The sequence below is a fragment of the Pyxidicoccus sp. M15 genome, assembly GCF_056858435.1.
Genome location: NZ_CM166495.1, coordinates 142,205 through 161,602, shown reverse-complemented (window position 1 = coordinate 161,602; position 19,398 = coordinate 142,205). Strand labels below are relative to the sequence as shown.

Genomic DNA, 19,398 nt, shown 5'->3' with positions numbered 1-19,398 from the left:
TCTCACCCCTGCCCTTCGCGCAGCAGCGACTCGGGAATGTCCATGTGGCGCGAGCGGAGCCACTCGCCCAGCGCCTTGCCCTGCGGGTCGAAGCGCGTGGAGGACGACACGCCTTCGCCCAGGATTCCGTCGATGACGAAGTTCAGCCCGCGGAGCTTCGGGAAGACGTGCCGCTCCATCGGGAAGGCGGCGGCCTCCGGGAGCAGCTCGCGGAGCTTCTCCGGTGTGAGCGTGTGCACCAACCAGCGCCAGGCCTCATCCGTCCTCGCCCAGACGCCGATGTTCGCGGTGCCACCCTTGTCTCCGCTCCGTGCGGCGACGATTCGCCCCAGCGGCACACGGCGCGTAGGGCCCGCCCCCAGCGGCGCGGGCAGCGCGGGCGACTCCACCGGCGCCAGGGCCAGGGTCTTCTCCGACGGCGGAACCACAGCGCGCGTTCCGTCGGGCAGCACGGCGACGTGCTCCACCTTGCCTGCCTCCACATAGGCCGGCGTGTAGACGCCATACGGTGCACCGTCCGACGGCGGCGCCGTCATGGTGAAGCCCGGGTAGCTGCCCAGCGCCAGCTCCACCGCGGCACCACTGAAGGCACGGCCGACCAGTTTCTGGTCCGCGTCCTTCACCACCACGCGGAGGAAGGCGGCGGCCTGCTCCTCCGTGGCCGCGTCCTCGCGGTCCGTGCGGACCAGCGTCCAGTGGACCTCCTTCGGCTTGCGGACCATGGCCGCGTCCAGCTGCTCGCGGACGAGGCGGGCCTTCTCCTCGATGTCGAGCCCCACGAGGACGAACGTCGCCTCGTTGCGGTAGCCGCCGAGGTTGTTGAGGCAGACCTTCACCGTGGGCGGCGGCGGCTCACCTCGCACCCCGGTGATGCGCACGCGGTCCTTGCCGTCGGAGGCCAGCGAGATGCTGTCGAAGCGCGCCGTCGCGTCCGGCCCCGCGTACCGGGCCCCGGTGATTTCGTAGACGAGCTGCGCGAGCACCGTGTCCACCGTCACCGCGCCACCCGTGCCCGGGTGCTTGGTGATGACCGAGCTTCCGTCCTCGTGCAGCTCCGCCAGCGGGAAGCCGGGACGGCGCGCGTCTACCTCCGTGAAGAAGGAGTAGTTGCCGCCCGTCGCCTGCGTGCCGCACTCCAGCACGTGGCCGGCCACCATGGCCCCGGCCAGCTTGTCCCAGTCGTCCTTCCTCCACCCGAAGTGCGCGGCGGCCGGGCCCACCACCAGCGAGGCGTCCGTCACGCGGCCGGTGACGACGAGGTCCGCGCCCGCGCGCAGGCACTCGGCGATGCCCCAGGCGCCCAGGTACGCGTTGGCCGTGAGCGGGCTGCCCAGCCCGAGCGCGTCGGCATTGCCGGAGAGGTCATCCCCCTCCACGTGCGCCACCTGCACCTTCACGCCCAGCCGGCCGGCCACCTCGCGCAGCGCCGAGGCGAGCCCCGCCGGGTTCAGCCCTCCCGCGTTGGTGACGACCTTGACCTTCTTCTCCACCACCAGCGCCAGGCACTGCTCCATCTGGCGGAGGAACGTCTTCGCGAAGCCCGTGGCCGGGTCCTTCATCCTGTCGCGGCCGAGAATCAACATCGTCAGCTCGGCGAGGTAGTCGCCGGTGAGGACGTCGAGCTGCCCGCCCTCCAGCATCTCCTTCACCGCCGAGAAGCGGTCTCCGTAGAAGCCCGAGGCATTGCCGATACGCAGGGGGGACGCGCTCATGCTCTCTCCATCCAGCCAGAGTCCAGGTCAGTGTGGGAGGCCGACCATAAAAAAGCAAGCGCGCTTGCTTTTTTCGTCCGCGACTTTCATCCTCGGAGGCGTGAGTGACTCATCCGGCGCGACGGGCAGGCAGGAACAGGAGCGCAGCCGCGTCACCCGCCAGCGGTTGATGCAGGCGGCGATTGGCGCCCTCTGCGAGCTGGGGTGGGCGGGCGCCACCATGACTGTCATCGCCGAGCGCGCGGGCGTGTCTCGCGGCGCGTGCCAGCACCACTTCCCCACCCGCGCGGACCTGGTGGCGGCGGCGGTGGAGTACGTCGGGCAGCAGCAGGTGGAAGAGGCCCTGCGCCGTTCGGCCGTGCTCCCGGCGGACGAGCGGCGCACGGAGGCCATCCTCCACATGCTCGCGGATATCTACACGAGCCCCCTCTTCATCGCCGCCGTGCAGCTCTGGGTCGCCGCCGCCGCGGACCCGGAGTTGCGCGCGCAGCTCACGCCCCTGGAGGCGCGCACCGGCCGCGAGGTGCACCGGCTCACGGTGAAGCTGCTCGACGTGGACGACAAGGACTCGGAGGTCCGCGAGCTGGTGCAGGCCACGCTGGACCTCATCCGCGGGCTCGCGCTGGCGAACCTCCTTCGCGACGACAGCGCCCGGCGCAAGAAGGTGCTGCACCGGTGGGCGCGCACGCTCGACGCCGCGCTCGGCGCCCGGCGCTCACACAGGGACTGACGCTTCTTCTTCGAGGCACACGCTCGGCGCCCGGCGCCCCCTCAGGAACCAACGCTTCTTCTTTCAGGCACACGCCAACATCTGGAGCTGACATGGGTTACCGCTCTCTCTTCGCGCCGGGCTGCTTCAAGGACCGCAACGTCATCGTGACGGGCGGCGGCAGTGGCATCGGCCGCTGCACCGCGCACGAGCTGGCGTCGCTGGGCGCTCACGTCGTCCTCGTGGGCCGCAAGCAGGACAAGCTGGAGGCCGTCGCGGCGGAGCTTCGCGAGGACGGCGGCGAGTGCTCGCTGGAGGTGGTCGACATCCGCAACGAGGACGGCGTGAAGGAGACCGTGGGCCGCATCGTCGCCGCGCGCGGGCGCATCCACGGGCTCGTCAACAACGCGGGCGGGCAGTTCCCCTCGCCGCTGGCGGCCATCTCCAAGAAGGGCTTCGACGCGGTGGTGTCCACCAACCTCACGGGCGGCTTCCTCATGGCGCGCGAGGTGTACCTCCAGTCGATGAGCAGCCACGGCGGCGCCATCGTCAACATGCTCGCGGACTTCTGGGGCGGCATGCCGGGCATGGGGCACTCGGGCGCGGCGCGCGCGGGCATGCTCAACCTCACGGAGACCGCCGCCGTCGAGTGGGCCGCTTCCGGCGTGCGCGTCAACGCCGTGGCCCCCGGGTGGGTGATGTCCAGCGGCATGGACAGCTATCAGGACGAGGGCGTCAAGGCGCTCATCCCCCTGCTCAAGAAGGAAGTCCCCCTGCAGCGGCTGGCCACCGAGTCCGAGGTGAGCGCCGCCATCGTCTTCCTGCTCACCGACGCCGCCGCGTTCATCACCGGCGACGTCATCAAGATTGACGGCGGCGCTTCGTGCAACACGAAGATTTTTCCCCTCGAGGAGACCTCCGCCTCCAAGCCCTACGAGGGCTTCCACCGCGCGCAGGCGCCGCGCATCCTCGGTGGAGAGCCCAAGAAGTAGCGCGCTTCAGGGGACCTCGGTGCCCTCGAAGAAGCGCCGCGCGCGGGCCACGGCGGACAGGCCCACCTTGCTGCCGAGCCTCCGGCCCACGAAGTCGTCCGGGGTGATGTGGATGCCGCCCCACAGCCGCGACTGTCCCGCCTGGTCCGCGGCGTCGTAGTAGGTGGCCCACTGCAGGCTCACATCCGTGGTGGGGCCACGCTCGAAGGTGAGGTAGCTGTTGGCGCCCGCGACGAACTCGCCGAGGCCGCCGGGGAAGTACTCGCTGCCGGTGAGCGCGGTGAGCACCTCGGCGGCGGAGCGACTGAAGGTGCTGTGCCCGGAGATGAAGCCCGGGAAGGCCGGCGTCACGAAGGTGCGCAGCTGGTAGGGCATCCACTCCACCGCGCGAATCCACGCCGAGCCGCCCACCTCGTTGCGGCGGTCTCCCGGCTCGCCCCGCCACCCGTGCACCGCCACCTGCCCCACGAAGCGCGCCAGGTGCGCGTGCCGCTGGCCCGGCGCGGAGCTCTCCGCGGTGATGACCTCGATGAGCCCCGGCACCAGCGGCAGGCCGTCCGGGTGGTACGCCGGGCCGCTCGGGTCCGTGGACTGGCCCAGCTTCCCCATGTACCGGATGAGCGAGAGCGGCCGCGCGCCGAGGAACTCGCGCTTCACCTCCCAGGCGACAATGGCCGCGTCGTGCACCGCGCCGTTGAGCGCGAGGTACACCTTCACGTCCCACTCCAGCGCGTCCAGCTCCGCGCCCATGCCGAACAGGCGCCGCGAGAAGCCGGGCGCGTCCGCCACGCTGTTGGCGAGCACGTTCCAGTGCCCCGGCGGCGTCTCGGACTTCGGGCCGTCCGCCCAGAACTCCGCCAGCACGCGGCCGAAGTCCCCGCGCCGCACCCGCCGCTGTGCATAGGGCTGGCCGGTGATGGGATTCACGGGGTGGCCGGTGCCGTCATTCGTGCCCAGGCTGTTGTTGCCGAGCGAGCCGGGCGACGTGTCCATCAGGTCGTCGCTGCCCAGCCAGCTCTCCTTGCGCAGCACGTCCACCACGTGCGCGCGCATCTCCGCGTCGAACCTCGGCGGACCGCCCGGGTCCAGGTACAGCCCGCCGCCTTCCGGCCGCGTCAGGGCGAAGGGCGTCACACTCCTCCAGTGCGCGCCGATGTACCCCTGCACCCCGGAGCCGGTGATGATGCCGTTCTGCGTGACGGACACCTCCAGGTTGAGCGGCTGCCACACGGACGGGTCCGCCAGCGTCACCAGCGGCGTGTCCACCACCAGCGGCGCGTTCACGAACTGGAAGCCCGTGGTGTCCTTGTAGTCGTTCTGCTCGTTGGCCCCGTCGTCCGCGCCCGCGTTGATGATGGCCTGGCCGATGCGGTTGCCCAGCGCGCGCGGGCTGTCGCCCGTCGCCACGGTGTCGTCCGGCGCGTAGCCGAGCTTCTCCATGAAGGCGCGGAAGCACGCCGCGGAGGTGGGCCCGCCGATGGCCTTCGTGTAGCGATGCGCGAGGACACGATACGCCGCGTAGCTGAGCGCCTCCGTGCGCGCGGCCGACACGTCGGCGGCGGTGTGCTTCTCGCGCAGGAAGACGCCGTCCGCCGTCGCGTCGTACGCGGCCCACGCGTCCCACATGGCCGCGGACACGTGGAACAGGTTGCGCGCATGCACCGTCGGACGCGGAATGTCGCGGCGGATGGCATTCAGCAGCTGCTCGTCCCAGCGGCGGGCGATGGTGCCCGTCGGACGCGGGTCCACCGCGGACTCGGGACACGTCACCGCGGGAGGCGTCGGCGTCACCACGTCGGGCGCGAACGCAATCTCCGCGCCGCCGTGCACCAACGCGCCGGCATCCAGCCCGCCCGACAGCACGTTGCCTCCGACGGCCCACACTCCGCCCTCCGGGTCCGTCCAGGCGGCGTGCAGGGACTCCACCGGCGCGGTGGCGTCGAGGTCCGCCTGCGCCCACTTCCCCGCCGCGCGTCGGTAGATTTCGCCACGGAAGCCCGTGGCCCAGCCGGTGCCGTCCTCGGAGAGCGTCACGCCCTGCATGAGCGGAGTGCCCTCGGGGGTGCGGCTCACGAAGCGGCCGGCGGCCTCGTCCAGCTCCAGGATTTCGCCCTGGTTCTCTCCGCCCACCGCCGCGATGACACCTCCCGCGCCGTGCACGGTGAAGAGGCGGCTGGTGGTGCCGGTGGGAAGCACCGCGAAGGCGCCGCCTCCGCGCGAGCGCATCGCCACGCCCTGCGCTCCCACCACGTACACGTCACCGCCGGTGCCCCACACCTTGAAGAAGCCGGGGATGTCTCCGTCGGCGGTGCGCGGCAGGTCCGCGAGCGGCAGCGGCAGCTCGCTCCACTGCGTGCCGTCGTAGTGCCAGATGAAGCCGCTGCGGTCGGACACGGCGCCCACCGCGTAGAGGTTGTCCGGGGTGGAGCCCCAGATGCCGTACACGGTGTGGCGCGCGAGGCCCGGCGTGCGCATGCGGGTGAAGGCGCCATTCTCATAGCGGAGGACGGTGCCACTGCCTCCGGACATCAGCACCGGGCCGTCCTTGAAGGCGTGCACCCACCACAGGTCTCCGCGCAGGCCGGTGGGCACTTCCGTCCATGAGGTGCCGTCGAAGTGGAGCACCTCGGGCCCGCGGCCCCGGTCCGCGCCCACCGCCCACACGTCGGTGGCCGAGCGGCCGGAGATGCCGAGCAGTGCCTCCGGGCGGACCTGCGTCACGGTGGCCCAGGCGAGCGGCTCCGGTGTGGGAATGGGGTCGGGCTCGTCGGGACAGCCGGTGAGCAGCGCGCCCAGCGCGAGGGACAGGAGCCAGCGTGGCACTGCAGGGGTGTGGGGATGCAGCGGCATGGTGCGCCTCCGGGTGTCGCGAAGGTGGGGAGGAAGGGGTGCGCCGCGGGTTACGGGAACGGCGTCTCCGCCCACTGGAGCGTGCCGGTGCGCGAGTCGGAGCCGTGCTCGCCTTCTTCGCTCTCGAAGGACGCGTTCAGGCGGACCTCGCGGTCCATGGCCTCGAACGGGTCATCGACGACGAGCAGCAGACCTTCGAGCTTCGCCGGCTCGCCTTCCCGCAGGCCCCGGTCGAAGCGCAGGTTGACGGAGTAGGGAGCGGAGATCTGCTCTCCGTCGGAGACGCGCTCCAGGGACAGCTTCACCTTCGCCTTCACGACGGTGAGCTCCCAGGCGCGCAGGGAGACGAAGACGTGCTGGCTGCCCTGGCCGCCTTCGTGCAACTCCAGCGTGCTGCCTTCCTCGATGGGGGTGAAGGAGAGGCCCGTGCCCACCTCGAATTCACGCAGAGGGCCGTCGGGCCCACCGGGACAGCCCGCGAGCCCGAGGCTCAACGCGAGCCAGCCGAGGCACACCGTGAGGGCACGGCGGAGGGAACCCGAGTTCACCTTCCGTGACACGGGGGTGGAGAGGGGGTTCAACACGAAGGACTCCGGGGCTGCCGGCCGCTTCGGAGAGCATACGTGATTTCACGGAGAGCGAATCAGGCGGGGCGGAAGCGAACCACGCGCACGTCCAGGTCGCCGGCCTCGGCGTCCAGAACGTGACGCATCAATTCCAGGGCACGCTCCTCATTGAAGCCGCCGGAGCCGGCGCCGATGAGGGGAAAGGCCAGGGAGCGCAGGTTGTGCTCACGGGCTCGGGTCAGGGCGTTGCGCACGGAGTCCTGGATGGAACGTTGCGATGCCCTCCAGAGCATGTTGATTCCGGCGACGTGGATGATGGCCTTGTAGGGAAGCCGGCCGGCGGAGGTCACCACCGCCGTGCCGAGCGGCATCGGCCCCACGCGCCCGAGCTCACGGAACGGGCCGAGCCCCGCCTTGCGCTTGATGGCTCCGGAGACTCCCTGCGGCAGCAGCAGCCACCAGGGGATGATGTTCCGGTTCCAGGCGTTGACGATGGCCTCCACCGGCTGGTCGAGCAGGTCTCCTTCGACGACGTGGATGGGCATGGACGCGAGTCTACTGCGCCACACGCCACGGGACCTCCTGACACCATCGCCAGGAGGCCCCTCGCTTCACACGGTGCTCAGTCGCACTCGTGCGTCACGGTGTGTGCCGTGGCCTTCCCTCATGTGCCACCATCCAGCCACTGCGAGGGAAGAGGCTGCGGCTCGCCCCACGTGGTGTCACCTACGGGAATGGCCGGGTCGGTCGAAGTCTCCGGTAGCCCAGCATCCGTGACTTCTGGAGTGGAGAGCGTTTCAGGCTCGCCATCGAAGAGACGCCGAAGGATGCGACCGTCGGAACCGATGGCGTATTTCACTCCGCCATCCAGCATCCGGGGCCCGGGCTTGCAGGCTTCGGTGTCGGCACTGATCTCCACGAAGATGATGTCGCCCTGCTTGATGAACCGGTAGCGATACGACTCCTGACGGTTCCAGCACGACCGGCCCCTGGAGTCAGGGGGCAGGAAGTCATCGGCCGCAATCGAGAGGGCCCGGAGCAACGCACCGTCCAGCTCGTATGGCTGGCCCTCCGCGCCGGCCTGCATGGCCTCGCGCTCGGAGAAGTTGGGGAAGACGATGGACGTATCTTCCTCGATGGGGGCCGTGCGCCAACCCTGGCCGCGCATGCAACTGGCGAGCACCACTGTCGCCGCGAGGAGCAGGCCTCTCATGGGGAGCTCCTCCTCGTGCAAGGCTGACTCATCTTCCGGATGGAGAAGGCCCTCCCGGCATCAGCGCCCCACATGACAGAGCCTGTCTGCTCGCAGTTCCATCCACCCTCTGCTTGGGTCCACTTCAGCAACTGACCCGTCATGGGAATGTACTGGTGGAAACCGTCACACGTGGGCTCCGTGACGCGACTGGAAAAGAACGCCACCACCGAGAGCCGGAGACGCCCATCCTTCGTTTCGGCCTCGAAGCCATGTGCCGCGCCCTCCGAGAGAATGAAGCGGATGTCGTTGTCCGTGAGCTCGCTTCCGTAAGGGTGGTTGTGGAGAGCGTAGACATACTTGATGCTCTCCGGTGGATACCGCGCATCCTCGACCATCGACGGGAGGAGACAACTCTTGCTGCGTTGCAATGGGTCGACCCTGGACTGGTCCGTCAGCTTGCTGACGACGTATTGCTGATCCGGGGTGTAATACATCCAGGCGCAGTACTCGCTCGAGACTCTCCAGCGCATCTGGAAGTCCTGGTGGTCCCTGCGCCCGGCGCTCGCGTTGGGCTTCGCGAGAATCCTCTTGCAGGCCGCGAGGAGCGCATCGGAGTACGAATCGAAGGGCCCCAGCATCGGTCCCGGAATCTTCTCCAGGAAGGGTGCACCAGGAGCCGGCCGCACGATGTCGGGGTCAGCGACCTGGGCCGAGGAGCAGCTCACGGCCATCAGCACGAAGAGACTGGGTTGCAGGAGGGTTCCAGGGCGCATCGTGAGGGCTCCGCGCCAGGATGCTACGGGACCTCCTGACACCCACGCCAGGAGGCCCCTTGCTTCACACGGTGCTCAGTCGCACTCGTGCGTCACGGTGTGTGCCGTGGCCTTCGGGCTCCAGCCTTCGTTCCCGTCTTTCTCGAAGAAGAACTTCGCGCGCTGGCGCTGACGCGTCCCCACCTCGTTGAGCGTGGCCGCGTCGTACAGGTGCCCGTTCACCATCGTGTAGCGCACCGTGCGGCTGTTCTGCAGCGCCTCCAGCGGGTTCTTGTCCAGGACGATGAGGTCCGCCAGCTTCCCCTCCTCCAGCGAGCCAATCTCCTTGTCCAGCCCCAGGTACCGCGCGCCATTCAGCGTCCCCACGCGCAGCGCCTGCAGCGGCTTCATCCCGCCCTGGCCCATCATCCACACCTCCCAGTGCGCCGCCAGGCCCTCGCGCTGGCCGTGCGCTCCGAGCTGCACGCTCACGCCCGAGTCATTCAGCTCCCGCGCCACCTTCGCCGCGTTGAAGTGGTTCAGCTCGTCCTCCGGCACCTCCATGCGCCGACGACTCCGGCTGTCCACCACGCGCCGGGGCACGAACGACAGCAGCCGCTCGTCCTCCCAGACGTTCGTCGTCTGGTACCAGTAGTTCTCACCCCAGTTGCCGCCGTACGCCACGCCCAGCGTCGGCGTGTAGCCCGTGCCGCTCTTGCCCCACAGCTGCTTCACGTCCGCGTAGATGCGCGCCACCGGAATCGCGTGCTCCACACCCGTGTGGCCGTCCACCACCATCGTCAGGTTGTGCTCCAGCAGCGAGCCACCCTCCGGCACCACCAGCATCCCCAGCTCCCGCGCCGCCTGGAGCACCTTCTGCCGCTGGTCCCGACGCGGCTGGTTGTAGCTCTTCACGCTGAACGCCCCCATGGCCTTCATCCGCCGCATGTGCGAGCGAGCGTCATCCAGCGTCTCAATCGGCGCGCGGTAGCCCGCCCCCGCCGCGCCATACAGAATCGTCCCCGTGGAGAAGATGCGCGGCGCCAGGAGCGCCCCCGTCTTCCCCAGCTCGCTCGCCGCGAACACCTGCTCCGACGAGTTCGACGGGTCGTGCAGCGTCGTCACACCGAACGCCAGCGACGCCGCATGCACCCAGCTCTGCTCCGGCATCAGCCCGTCCACGCCCATGGCCCCGTGCCAGTGCACGTCGATGAGCCCCGGCATCAGCGTCTTGCCCTTCACGTCCATCACCTTCGCCCCGGACGGCACCTGCACCTTGCCCGCCGGCCCCACCGCGACGATGCGGTTGCCCCGCACCACCACCACGCCGTTCTCGAGGACTTCGTCCCCCTTCATCGTGATGACCCGCCCACCGACGAAGGCCAGCGTGCCCTCCGGCACGTCCGTCTTCGCCACGAAGGAGATGTCCACGCCCTTCTCCGGCGCCGCGGGCAGCTTCTCCGGCGCGCCGTCCATGAAGCGGAAGCTGTCCTTCAGCTCGCGCGTGAAGAGCTCCGGCCCCAGCGCCCAGTGCAGGCGCTTGCCGTCGCCACTCCAGTGCAGGTACTCGCCCGCGTCCTTCGTCGCCCGCGCCACCGGCAACGCCTTCGCCTCCGGCCCCACCGACGCCGTCTTCGCTCCACGCGGGAACGGCGTGATGAACGCGTTGAAGTTCTCCCGGAACGCCACCCACTGCTCGTCCGGAGACACCCGGTACTCCGTCGCCTCCGCGCTCGTCAGGTGCGTGCGCTCCTCCCCACCCACCAGGCTGATGCTCTTCAGCGAGCGCACGTCCTCCTTCTCCTTCGACTCCACGTGCAGGAAGTACACGCGGTCCGAGCGCGTGCCGAAGTGCGGCTGCTCACCGTCGCGCACCAGCCGCTTCGCCTCGCCACCCGCCGCCGGCATCACGAACAGGCCCGTCTCGCGGCTCCACTGTCCGGGCATCAGGTAGCCGTCACCCGACGCGCGGTACACGAGCGACTTCCCGTCCGGGCTGAAGGTGGGCTCCACGTAGTAGCCCGGCTTCTTCGTCAGCACCTTCCCCTCGCCGCCCGTCGCCGACACCACGCGGATGCTGCCCAGCTTCTCGTCGTCCCACGTCGTGTAGACGAGGGACTTCCCGTCGCGGGAGAACGACGGATAGAACTCCAGGTGGTCCTCCTGCTTCGTCACCCGCTTCGGCGTGCCGTTGGGCAGCTCGCGCACGTAGAGCTTCCCGAGCGCCTGGTACACCACGCGGTCCCCGCGCGGCGACACCTGCACCCAGCGCAGCATCTTCGCCCCGAACTTCTCAGGGGCCACCGCCTGCGGCGTGCGCACCGCCTGGAAAATCGTGCGCGTGTCCTTCACGTGGAAGGGAATGGTCGTCACCTTCTTCGACGTCACGTCGATGCGCTGCAGCTTGCCGCCCGCCCAGAAGACAATCGACGCGTTGTCCCGCGTCCACGCCATCGTCGGGTAGACGCCGTGGATGGCCCACGTCTCCTGCATGTCGCGGTCGAGCCCGTAGAACAGCGGGCGCTCGGCCCCCGACGCCACGTCGGTGACGTAGAGGACGCTCTGGTTGCGCACGCGGCGGATGAACGCCAGCTGCTTGCCGTCCCGCGACGGCGTGGGCCGAATCGAGCCGCCCGGGCCCGAGACGAAGGGGTCGATTTCCTTCGTCTCCAGGTCCAACCGCTGGATGGCGTAGATTTCGCCGTTCGGGTCCTTGTTGTACTCGAACATCTTCCCCGGCGTGACGTCCTGGCTGAAGTAGACGTAGCGGCCGTCGGGGGAGAACGCGGGCTCGCCCAAATCCTTCTGGTCGTTGGTGCGCTCGGTGAGCTGCACGCCCTCGCCGCCGGAGCGGTGGTACATCCACACCTCGCCCGCGCCCAGCGAGCGGCGCGCCGTGAAGTGCTTGCGCGCGACGATGAACTGGCCGTCCGGGCTCCACGCGGGGCTGTTGAGCAGGCGGAACTTCTCCTGCGTCACCGCCTGCGCATTCGAGCCGTCCCGCTTCATCACCCAGATGTTGTCGCCGCCGCCGCGGTCGCTCGTGAAGGCGATGGACCTGCCGTCCGGGCTGTAGCGCGGCTGCATGTCCCAGGCGACGCCGGACGTCAGCGCCTTCGCCTCGCCGCCGCCGATGGGCAACTCGTAGATGTCGCCCAGCAGGTCGAAGACGAGCGCGTCCCCGGCCGGGCTGATGTCCACGTTCATCCACGTGCCCTCGGTGACGTCGATGCTCACCTGGGTGGCGGGGAAGCCCGGCGCGTCCACCTTCCACGCGTCCTTGTCCCCGCCCTCCTTCGCCGCGTCCTTCGCGGCGTCGGCGGTGGTGGCGGCGGGCGTGCCCCCGTCCACCTCGGCGGCGCGGGCGGCCTCACGCGCGGCGTCATCCTTCTGCTTCTGCTCCGGCGGCGGGGGTTGGTCCTGCTTCGCCTGGGGCGTCGTCGTGGGCTGCGCGGCCAGCAGCGCGCCGGGAAGCAGCAGCGCGGCGCAGAGGGCGGAGGTCAGTCGTTTCACCGGGAGTCCTCGTGAAAGGGCGGGGTGTGTCGGGTGGGGGAGACTACCCGGCCCCGTGGGGCTAGAGGTTGCGGGCCGTGAACAGGCTGGCAGGCGGGCGTGTTCCTGGCGGTGTAAAGTGCGCCGAGGGTGAAGCGACGGACGGCCCGGCTGTCACAGGGCCACGCCCGCCACTTCCGCCCGCCTGGCACCACCGCACCGAGGGGGGAACACACCATGCCGCCGTGCAGCACCGTCCGGGCCACCGGCCCGCGCCCTGGCCGGAAGGATTGGCCATGAAGAAGCTCGCCGTCCTCGTCATCCACGGCATCGAGGTGGATGACCCGGGTCTCTTCGACACCGCCCTGCGCCTGCTGCGCGAGCAGTTTTCCGCGCAGGCCGGTACCGCCGCCGCGGACGCACTCGAGGTGGAGACCGTGAACTGGGCCTCCGTGCTGGAGGGCGCGGAGAAGGACTTCCTCGCCCGGCATGCCCCGCCCGACGCGGACGACTACTGGAAGTCCCTCTACGACGGCGTGCGCGGCGTCAACCAGGGCCGCGAGTCCGCGCTGGTGCCGCTGATGCTGCGCATGATGAAGCCGTCCCTGCGTGGCATGGACCTGCGCTACCCCGGCCTGCGCTGGCTCATCGTCCACTTCGTGGGCGACATCATCGCCTACCAGAGCAACCCCGCGGACCCGGACGTGTACACCGGCATCCACCGCAAGGTGGCCGAGGCGCTCGGCCGGCTGCGCGCGCGGGCCGGCGACACCGCGCCCCTGTGCGTCATCTCGCACAGCCTGGGCAGCGTCATCGCGAGCAACTACTTCTACGACTTGCAGACGCACCGGCAGACAGGGCGCGACATCATCGAGACGTCCATCCGCGCGGCGCAGGGCGACTCACCGCTGGAGCGCGGCGAGACGCTCAGCCGCTTCTACACGCTGGGCACGCCCATGGCGCTGTGGAGCCTGCGCTACCGGAACACGGAGCTGGACCGCCCCGTCCAGGTGCCCGCGCCGGAGCTGGCGCGCTACCACCCGGGCCTCGGCGGCGAGTGGCTCAACTTCCATGACGACGATGACGTCTTCGCGTGGCCGCTGCAGCCGCTGAGTGACGCGTACCGCGAGGCCGTGGAGGACCGGCCCGTGCGCCTCGCCGGGCCGCTGTTCTCGTGGACGCCGCTGGTGCACCCCTTCTACTGGTCGGATGAGACGGTGATGAGCGCCATCGGCGAGTCGCTCGCGGAGGCCTGGCGGGAGCTGGGGGCTTCACCGCCCGTCGCGGCGTAGGAGCCCGCTCGCGGTATTCGCGGAATCAAGGAGAGAGGCCACGACCCGGAGAGAACCCGGGTCCACCGGCCTTCCGAGCGTCCACCGACAGCCGTCCGCCTCAAACGCCGCGCGCCATGCGCCGGTGATTCTGCTATCCGCGAGGCATGTCGGACTTCACGCTTCCCGAGGACAAGGCCGCGCGGATGGAGCGCTGCTCGGTGTTCTACACCGACGTCGTTCCACACAACCACGCGCTCGGCCTGAAGCTGGTGGACATCGGCCCCGCCGAGGCCACCGTCGAGCTGCCCTACGCGGACTTCCTCGTCGGCAACCCGGAGACGGGCGTGCTCGCCGGCGGCGCGGTGACGACGCTCATCGACGCGACCTGCGGCTCGGCCGTGTTCCTGAAGCTCGGACGCTTCGCGCCGCTCGTCACGCTGGATTTGCGCATCGACTACCTGCGCCCCGCCCGCCCGGGCATCACCCTCACCTGCGTGGCCGAGTGCTACCGCATGACGCGGCAGGTGGCCTTCGTCCGCGCGCTCGTGCACCAGGGTGACAAGAGCAATCCGGTGGCCTCTTCACAGGGCACCTTCATGAAGCTGGAGGAGTGAGAGCCCCATGAGCGACACGACGCCCACTCCTCCCCTCGCGGACCTCGTGCGACAGGTGCGCAGCACGCGCGAGTACCGGAAGCTCACCGACGCGATTCCGTACACGCGGTACATGGGCATCGGCGTGGAGAACCTCGCCGGAGAGATGCTCTGCCGCATGGCCTACACGCCGAAGCTCATCGGCAACAGCCTGCTGCCCGCCCTGCACGGCGGCTCGCTGGGCGCGCTGCTGGAGTCCGCCGCCGTCTTCGAGTTGCTCCTCCAGACGGACACCGAGCGCGTGCCCAAGGTCATCTCCCTCACCGTGGACTTCCTGCGCTCGGGCAAGCCGCAGGACACCTTCGCCAAGGCGCTGATTACGCGCCAGGGCCGGCGCGTCGCCAACGTGCGCGTCGAGGCCTGGCAGGATGACCGCACCCGCCCCATCGCCAGCGCCCACGCGCTGTTCCTGCTCGCCGAACCCTGAGGTTTCCCATGGGCCAGCTGATTGAGTCACTGTTCAGGGCGTTCGAGGCGTTCGGCGCGGTGGGCGTCTGCGGGACGCTGGGCTTCTTCATCGCCGTGGCGGTCATCCACTCCGCCATGAAGAAGAAGGATTCAGGTGACTGAAACGCCCGGCGCTCCTGCGTCGGGCCGCTCGCTCCGCTGGCCGCCCTCCCCTGGTCTCTCGTGTGCCGCCGCCTCCAACTTCCAGCCAGGACTTCCATGCTGGAGGAGGCAGGCAATGAAGCGATGGATGGGTTGGATGTTGGTGGGCTCGCTGGCGATGGGCGGAGCGGCCGTCGCGCAGGACCAGTCGGGGGAGAAGCAGCCCTCGGAGGACCGCAGCGGCCAGAAGGAGAGCGGGACGCAGAACGGGACGGATGACACCCAGGGCATGTTCCGCATGGGCGAGGCCGAGGCCATCGACCAGGGCGAGGGTGTGAAGGACGCGACCGGCGGCATGCAGGGCACGGGCGGCTCCGGCCAGCAGGCCCAGCCCGCGAAGCCGGATGCGGCCGGCGCGAAGCTGATGGACGAGGGCCTGCTGCCCATCCCCACCGAGGAGCAGGCCTACCTGGAGATGCTGCACCACGGAAACCAGAAGGAGGTGCAGCTCGGCCAGCTCGCGCAGCAGAAGGGCACGTCGCAGGGCGTGAAGGACTACGGCGCGCGGCTCGTGAAGGACCACCAGGCCTCGGACCAGAAGCTGATGACGTACGCGCAGAAGAAGAACCTCCAGCTCGGTGAGCCGAAGGTGGATGACGACTTCAAGAAGACGATGAAGAACGCCAGTGAGGCCTCGATGGCGAAGCTCCAGTCGCTCCAGGGCCCCGCCTTCGACCGCGCCTTCCTCGCGCACATGGTGGGCGACCACGACGCGACCACCGCCAAGGTGATGGCCGGCCAGAAGCAGTTCGCCAGCAACGCCGAGCTGAAGGGAATGCTCGACGGGATGCTGCCCACGCTGAAGCAGCACCGTGACCAGGCGTACCGCCTGCTCGGCCAGGAGAAGCCGCGCCAGGCCCGCTCGGCTCCGCAGACCCGCTGACGCGGCTCGCGAACGCGCGACACGGTGGAGCATGAGAGCGCGCCGTCCCGGGTCCACGCCATGACGTGCGTGGACCCGGCGCCGTCACCCGGCTCCATGCCATGGCTTGCGCGGACCCGGCGCCGCTACCTGGCGCAACGGCGCCCGGGGACACGCGCAGCGGCGGCTGGAAGCACCGTGGGCCGAGGCTGCTGTCCCGTGGCGCACAGCGACGCCAGCTCGTCCTGCGGGATGGGCACGTCCGCATACGTACGGACCTTCGGAACGCAGGTGTGGGTTGAAGAGGCGCGACCGGAGCCACGGTACTCGCATGCACACCCCGGCCGGGGTCCGCGACCGGCTTCGAAGACTTTCCTTGTTACAGGGCCTTTTGCCATTTCTACAGGGTCCGACGCCGCGTGCGTCCCGACTGTGCGTGCGCGGCCTCGCACCGGGGGCGTGGACGCTGCGCGCCCGGTGACAGGCGGGTCCGGCGCCGGGTGGAGATTCCGCCAGACATCGGACCCTTCAACGACGCTGCACCGTCCGGCACGCCCCCTGCTTCCGAACCTCCGCATCGGCAAGGGGGGCCAGGGAGATGGGTGAGCGCGAGTTGATGAAGTTGAGGGAGCTCAAGGAGGCCGCGCACGCCCTGTTCGCGAGGGGGCGGTATGCCCAGTGCGCGGAGACCTACGAGCGCATCCTCCGGCTGGCTCCGAAGGACCCGAACGTGCGCGTGCGCCACGCGGAGTCCTGCCGCCGTGCGGGGGACCGCCAGTCGGCCATCTCCTCGTATCGCGCGGCATCGGTCCTGCTGATGGAGCAGGGGTGCGAGTCGCGGGCCCGGGGCGCGCTGCGCGCCGCGCTCGAGCTGGACCCGAAGGACCCGATGATTCTCAGCGACCTGGCGCGGCTGGGGCAGCAGGCGTCGCCCGTCAACGCGCCGGAGACCGAGCGGCTCCCGCCGTTCGGTGCCACCGGCGTCTTCGAGCGACAGGGCACCGCCTCCGCGAAGGGCTGCGCGACGCCGCGAGCGCCTCAAGGCCAGGTGTCGCCGCCCCCTCCGCCCCCTCCGTCGTATGTCCTCCGCGCGGCCGAGGAGACTCCCGCGCCGGCACCGCTTCCCGCCGCGCCCCGCATCGCCCCGGTGAGCGCGAAAGCGCTGCCCGCGGCCAGTCAGAAGATGGCTCCGATTCAGGTGGGGAATCCGGTGCGCGCGAGCGGTGTCGTGCCGAGCATCACGCCCATCATCCAGGGACGGCTCGTCACCCAGGCACCCGTGCCTCCGCCGACTCCGTCCACACGGGCGACGGGCCCTGGTGAGGCCGCGGCGGTGAGGCCGTCCGGCGTGCATCCGGCGCTGCGTCCCTCGCGCCCCAGTGGCGCCACGATGGCGCCGCTGCCTCGCGTGGAGGCCTCGCCGGGACAGGCTGCAATCTCGGGTTCAGCCTCACTGACCATGCTGCCGATTCCCCGGGCCGGTGTGAGCTCCGGAGCCGGCGGTGACGCTCGCGTCGCAGCACCGGCCGCGATGCCGTACCGTCCCGAACTGCGCCGTCTGGGGCCGAATGCCGTGGCGCTCCGGGTGTCGCCGCAGGCGCGCTGGGTCATCATCCGCTCGGACAGCCCGCTGGAGGTGAGCCGCGCGGAGTCGCTCCCCGCCGCCAGCGAGCAGCAGGCCGGGGCGGCGTATGCCTCCGAGCCGCGCCCCGAGAGTCCCGCGTCCGCCAATCACTGAGCAACCCTCGCGGGCACGGCACCGTGCGTACTCGCGGTGCGACGGCGGCTTCGCGTCCATCACCGCCTCCAGGTCCTGTCCCGTCAGAGTCGTAGGCTCATCCAGGTGCCAGCGCCCGCGACGTACATCTTCGCGGCTGCCTGCCACCCTTCCCTACCGGCGCTCCGCCGCGTCCCGGCCCCGCGGCAGCCGCACCACGAAGGTCGTCCCCTCCTCCTGCGAGGAGCGCACCATGACCTGGCCCTCGTGGGCTCGGGCGATCTGCTGGACGATGTAGAGCCCCAACCCCACGTTGCGCCCGCTGCGGTCCTGCTCCGCGCCGGCCCGCTGGAAGGGCTCGAAGAGCCTCGTGAGCACCTCCGCCGGAATCGGCGCTCCCTCGTTGTGCACCGCGAGCACCACCGCCTCTGGCCCCCCCTCCAGCCGCACCCGCACCTCCGACGCCGCCGGGCTGTATTGCAGGGCGTTGGCGACCAGGTTGGTCGCGAGCTGGGCCATGCGCGCACTGTCCGCCACGAGCGTGGTCTCCCCCTCCACCTCCCAGCGCAACCGGCGGTCGGGACGCGCGCTGCGCGACTCCTCCACCACCTGCGCCAACACGTCGCGCAGGTCCTGGTGACGCGTGGTGAGCGGCAGTCCTCCCCCCATTCGCGTCCGCGCGAAGTCCAGCAGGTCGCCCACCAGCCCGGTGGCCCGGGTCGCCGTCTTGTGGATGCGCTCCAGGATGTCGCGGGCGCCCGCCTCCCCGCGTACGCGCCGGAGCCCCACCTGCACCTGCATCAGGATGGCCGCCAGCGGGTTCTTCAGGTCATGGCTGACAATGCCAATCAGGTGCCGCTCGTACTCGGCCCGCATCCGCTCCTCGGTGACGTCCCGGGCAATGGACAACACCGACAGGACCTCGCCCCGCGCATCGCGCTCCGGGAGCAGGCGGGACTCCATCACCCGCCGCCCCTCCAGGCCGGGAAACTCGAACTCCAGCGACACCTCACGGCCGGTGAAGGCCTCGTCGATGGCGGCGTCCCATTGTTGGACCCGCTCCGCGGGCATCCCCAGCTCCGCGTTGGTCTTCCCCAGGAAATGCTCCACCGGCAGCGTCGTGAACCGGTGGATGCTGGGACTCACGAAGGTGTGGCGGTGCTGCCGGTCGAACCGGGCCACCACGTCCGGAAGGTTCGCCGCCAGCCGGCGAAACCCCTCCTCCGCGTGCTGGAGCCGCTGGTGGAGCTGCTGGGTGCGCAGCTGCGAGGTGACGCGGGCGAGCAGCTCCGCCGGATCATACGGCTTCGTCACGTAGTCGTTCGCCCCCGCCTGGAGGCCCTCCACCACGTCCGCCTTGCTCCCCGCCACCGTGAGCATCAACACCGGCAGCTCCGCCGCGTCCAGTTGGGCGCGAAGGAAGCGCAGCAGCTCGATGCCCGGAATCCCCGGAAGGTGCAGGTCGAGCACCATCAGCATGGGACGCGCCCCTAACGCCAGCCGCTCCAACATCGTCGGGCCCTCGGCGAAGGTCTCCAGCACGCAGTGCCCTTCCAGCGCCCTCCGGGCACGCTCTCGCTCGAGCGCGCTGTCCTCCACCAGCCACACCACCGGCAGCGCGCCCTCGCCCCCTTCGCGGGAACGTCGCCCCTCCTCCGATAGCGACGACGCAGGTGGTGATGCTGACGGGGATGGCTCCACGGGACTGCCTCCATGACGGCATGACATCCTGCGTCCGGGTGCCTTACCCTCCGCGCCGAGTCTGGGTCAATGCGCCTCCAAGTATAGGACGGAACGGATAGGAGCCCTGTTGAGGGCGGCGGGAGGGTGAAGAGGGGCCAGGAAGGGTCTGGAGGGTGACCGCGCGGGCTGCGCCGGGCCAGGGGAGAAGCCGTGCAGCCCCTCCGGGCACAGGTCGGCGCAAGGGGCCCCAGGCAGCAGGCCGCAGGGAATGCGCCTGGTACGCCTGCAGCGCGTCCTCGGGCCCTAACGCGTGCAGGGCCCCTCTTTTCGCC

General features: G+C 70.1%; 16 protein-coding genes. 8 read left to right on the top strand and 8 right to left on the bottom strand.

The annotated features are described in order from the left end of the window. Positions 1-2: 2 nt before the first annotated feature. Positions 3-1,712: an acyclic terpene utilization AtuA family protein gene (locus tag ACX9TP_RS00615; RefSeq protein WP_482977731.1), complete on the bottom strand. Its 1,710-nt coding sequence runs from the start codon at positions 1,710-1,712 to the stop codon at positions 3-5. 100 nt (positions 1,713-1,812) lie between these two features. On the opposite strand from ACX9TP_RS00615, the gene ACX9TP_RS00610 reads away from it, so the two are divergent. Next, positions 1,813-2,442, top strand: coding sequence for a TetR/AcrR family transcriptional regulator (locus ACX9TP_RS00610; protein WP_482977730.1), 630 nt, complete (start codon positions 1,813-1,815; stop codon positions 2,440-2,442). Positions 2,443-2,534: 92 nt separating this feature from the next. After that, positions 2,535-3,413 (top strand): SDR family oxidoreductase, encoded by an 879-nt coding sequence (locus tag ACX9TP_RS00605; protein WP_482977729.1) that lies wholly within the window; start codon positions 2,535-2,537, stop codon positions 3,411-3,413. A 6-nt stretch (positions 3,414-3,419) separates the two neighbouring features. On the opposite strand, the gene ACX9TP_RS00600 is transcribed toward ACX9TP_RS00605, so the two are convergent. The 6 genes from ACX9TP_RS00600 to ACX9TP_RS00575 all read right to left on the bottom strand — a co-directional run bounded on the left by ACX9TP_RS00600 (position 3,420) and on the right by ACX9TP_RS00575 (position 12,289). Then, complete coding sequence (locus ACX9TP_RS00600) at positions 3,420-6,263, bottom strand: DUF6851 domain-containing protein (protein WP_482977728.1); 2,844 nt, start codon at positions 6,261-6,263, stop codon at positions 3,420-3,422. A 50-nt stretch (positions 6,264-6,313) separates the two neighbouring features. After that, complete coding sequence (locus tag ACX9TP_RS00595) at positions 6,314-6,847, bottom strand: hypothetical protein (RefSeq protein ID WP_482977727.1); 534 nt, start codon at positions 6,845-6,847, stop codon at positions 6,314-6,316. Positions 6,848-6,906: 59 nt separating this feature from the next. Next, entirely contained in the window at positions 6,907-7,398 is a 492-nt protein-coding gene (locus ACX9TP_RS00590; protein WP_482977726.1) for a macro domain-containing protein, read from the bottom strand. 95 nt (positions 7,399-7,493) lie between these two features. Next, complete coding sequence (locus ACX9TP_RS00585; RefSeq protein WP_482977725.1) at positions 7,494-8,042, bottom strand: hypothetical protein; 549 nt, start codon at positions 8,040-8,042, stop codon at positions 7,494-7,496. Continuing rightward, on the bottom strand, positions 8,039-8,797 hold the full coding sequence (locus ACX9TP_RS00580) for a hypothetical protein (RefSeq protein WP_482977724.1): 759 nt from the start codon (positions 8,795-8,797) through the stop codon (positions 8,039-8,041). Before ACX9TP_RS00580 ends, ACX9TP_RS00585 begins: the two co-directional genes overlap by 4 nt. A 75-nt stretch (positions 8,798-8,872) precedes the next feature. Continuing rightward, positions 8,873-12,289 (bottom strand): amidohydrolase family protein, encoded by a 3,417-nt coding sequence (locus ACX9TP_RS00575; RefSeq protein WP_482977723.1) that lies wholly within the window; start codon positions 12,287-12,289, stop codon positions 8,873-8,875. A gap of 275 nt (positions 12,290-12,564) precedes the next feature. On the opposite strand from ACX9TP_RS00575, the gene ACX9TP_RS00570 reads away from it, so the two are divergent. The 6 genes from ACX9TP_RS00570 to ACX9TP_RS00545 all read left to right on the top strand — a co-directional run bounded on the left by ACX9TP_RS00570 (position 12,565) and on the right by ACX9TP_RS00545 (position 17,404). Beyond that, the gene (locus tag ACX9TP_RS00570) at positions 12,565-13,560 is read left to right on the top strand and encodes a hypothetical protein (RefSeq protein WP_482977722.1); all 996 of its coding nucleotides are present in this window, start codon (positions 12,565-12,567) and stop codon (positions 13,558-13,560) included. 146 nt (positions 13,561-13,706) lie between these two features. Continuing rightward, entirely contained in the window at positions 13,707-14,156 is a 450-nt protein-coding gene (locus ACX9TP_RS00565) for a PaaI family thioesterase (protein WP_482977721.1), read from the top strand. A gap of 7 nt (positions 14,157-14,163) precedes the next feature. After that, complete coding sequence (locus tag ACX9TP_RS00560; protein WP_482977720.1) at positions 14,164-14,622, top strand: PaaI family thioesterase; 459 nt, start codon at positions 14,164-14,166, stop codon at positions 14,620-14,622. Between the two features lie 8 nt (positions 14,623-14,630). After that, positions 14,631-14,765, top strand: a complete 135-nt coding sequence (locus tag ACX9TP_RS00555; protein WP_482977719.1) for a hypothetical protein — start codon at positions 14,631-14,633, stop codon at positions 14,763-14,765. A gap of 115 nt (positions 14,766-14,880) precedes the next feature. Further along, positions 14,881-15,687 (top strand): DUF4142 domain-containing protein, encoded by an 807-nt coding sequence (locus ACX9TP_RS00550; protein ID WP_482977718.1) that lies wholly within the window; start codon positions 14,881-14,883, stop codon positions 15,685-15,687. Between the two features lie 577 nt (positions 15,688-16,264). Then, entirely contained in the window at positions 16,265-17,404 is a 1,140-nt protein-coding gene (locus ACX9TP_RS00545; protein ID WP_482977717.1) for a tetratricopeptide repeat protein, read from the top strand. A 153-nt stretch (positions 17,405-17,557) separates the two neighbouring features. Here the strand turns inward: ACX9TP_RS00545 and ACX9TP_RS00540 are convergent, their stop codons facing one another. Next, a complete protein-coding gene (locus ACX9TP_RS00540) occupies positions 17,558-19,111 on the bottom strand; it encodes a sensor histidine kinase (protein ID WP_482977716.1) in 1,554 nt (517 codons plus the stop codon). Between the last annotated feature and the right edge of the window lie 287 nt (positions 19,112-19,398).

Excerpts from the sequence above, each read along its gene's own strand:
- ACX9TP_RS00615 (WP_482977731.1), bottom strand. The coding sequence starts at position 1,712 with ATGAGCGCGTCCCCCCTGCGTATCGGCAATGCCTCGGGCTTCTACGGA.
- ACX9TP_RS00605 (WP_482977729.1), top strand. The coding sequence starts at position 2,535 with ATGGGTTACCGCTCTCTCTTCGCGCCGGGCTGCTTCAAGGACCGCAAC.
- ACX9TP_RS00600 (WP_482977728.1), bottom strand. The coding sequence starts at position 6,263 with ATGCCGCTGCATCCCCACACCCCTGCAGTGCCACGCTGGCTCCTGTCC.
- ACX9TP_RS00585 (WP_482977725.1), bottom strand. The coding sequence starts at position 8,042 with ATGAGAGGCCTGCTCCTCGCGGCGACAGTGGTGCTCGCCAGTTGCATG.
- ACX9TP_RS00580 (WP_482977724.1), bottom strand. The coding sequence starts at position 8,797 with ATGCGCCCTGGAACCCTCCTGCAACCCAGTCTCTTCGTGCTGATGGCC.
- ACX9TP_RS00570 (WP_482977722.1), top strand. The coding sequence starts at position 12,565 with ATGAAGAAGCTCGCCGTCCTCGTCATCCACGGCATCGAGGTGGATGAC.
- ACX9TP_RS00565 (WP_482977721.1), top strand. The coding sequence starts at position 13,707 with ATGTCGGACTTCACGCTTCCCGAGGACAAGGCCGCGCGGATGGAGCGC.
- ACX9TP_RS00560 (WP_482977720.1), top strand. The coding sequence starts at position 14,164 with ATGAGCGACACGACGCCCACTCCTCCCCTCGCGGACCTCGTGCGACAG.
- ACX9TP_RS00555 (WP_482977719.1), top strand. The coding sequence starts at position 14,631 with ATGGGCCAGCTGATTGAGTCACTGTTCAGGGCGTTCGAGGCGTTCGGC.
- ACX9TP_RS00550 (WP_482977718.1), top strand. The coding sequence starts at position 14,881 with ATGAAGCGATGGATGGGTTGGATGTTGGTGGGCTCGCTGGCGATGGGC.
- ACX9TP_RS00545 (WP_482977717.1), top strand. The coding sequence starts at position 16,265 with ATGGGTGAGCGCGAGTTGATGAAGTTGAGGGAGCTCAAGGAGGCCGCG.
- ACX9TP_RS00540 (WP_482977716.1), bottom strand. The coding sequence starts at position 19,111 with ATGTCATGCCGTCATGGAGGCAGTCCCGTGGAGCCATCCCCGTCAGCA.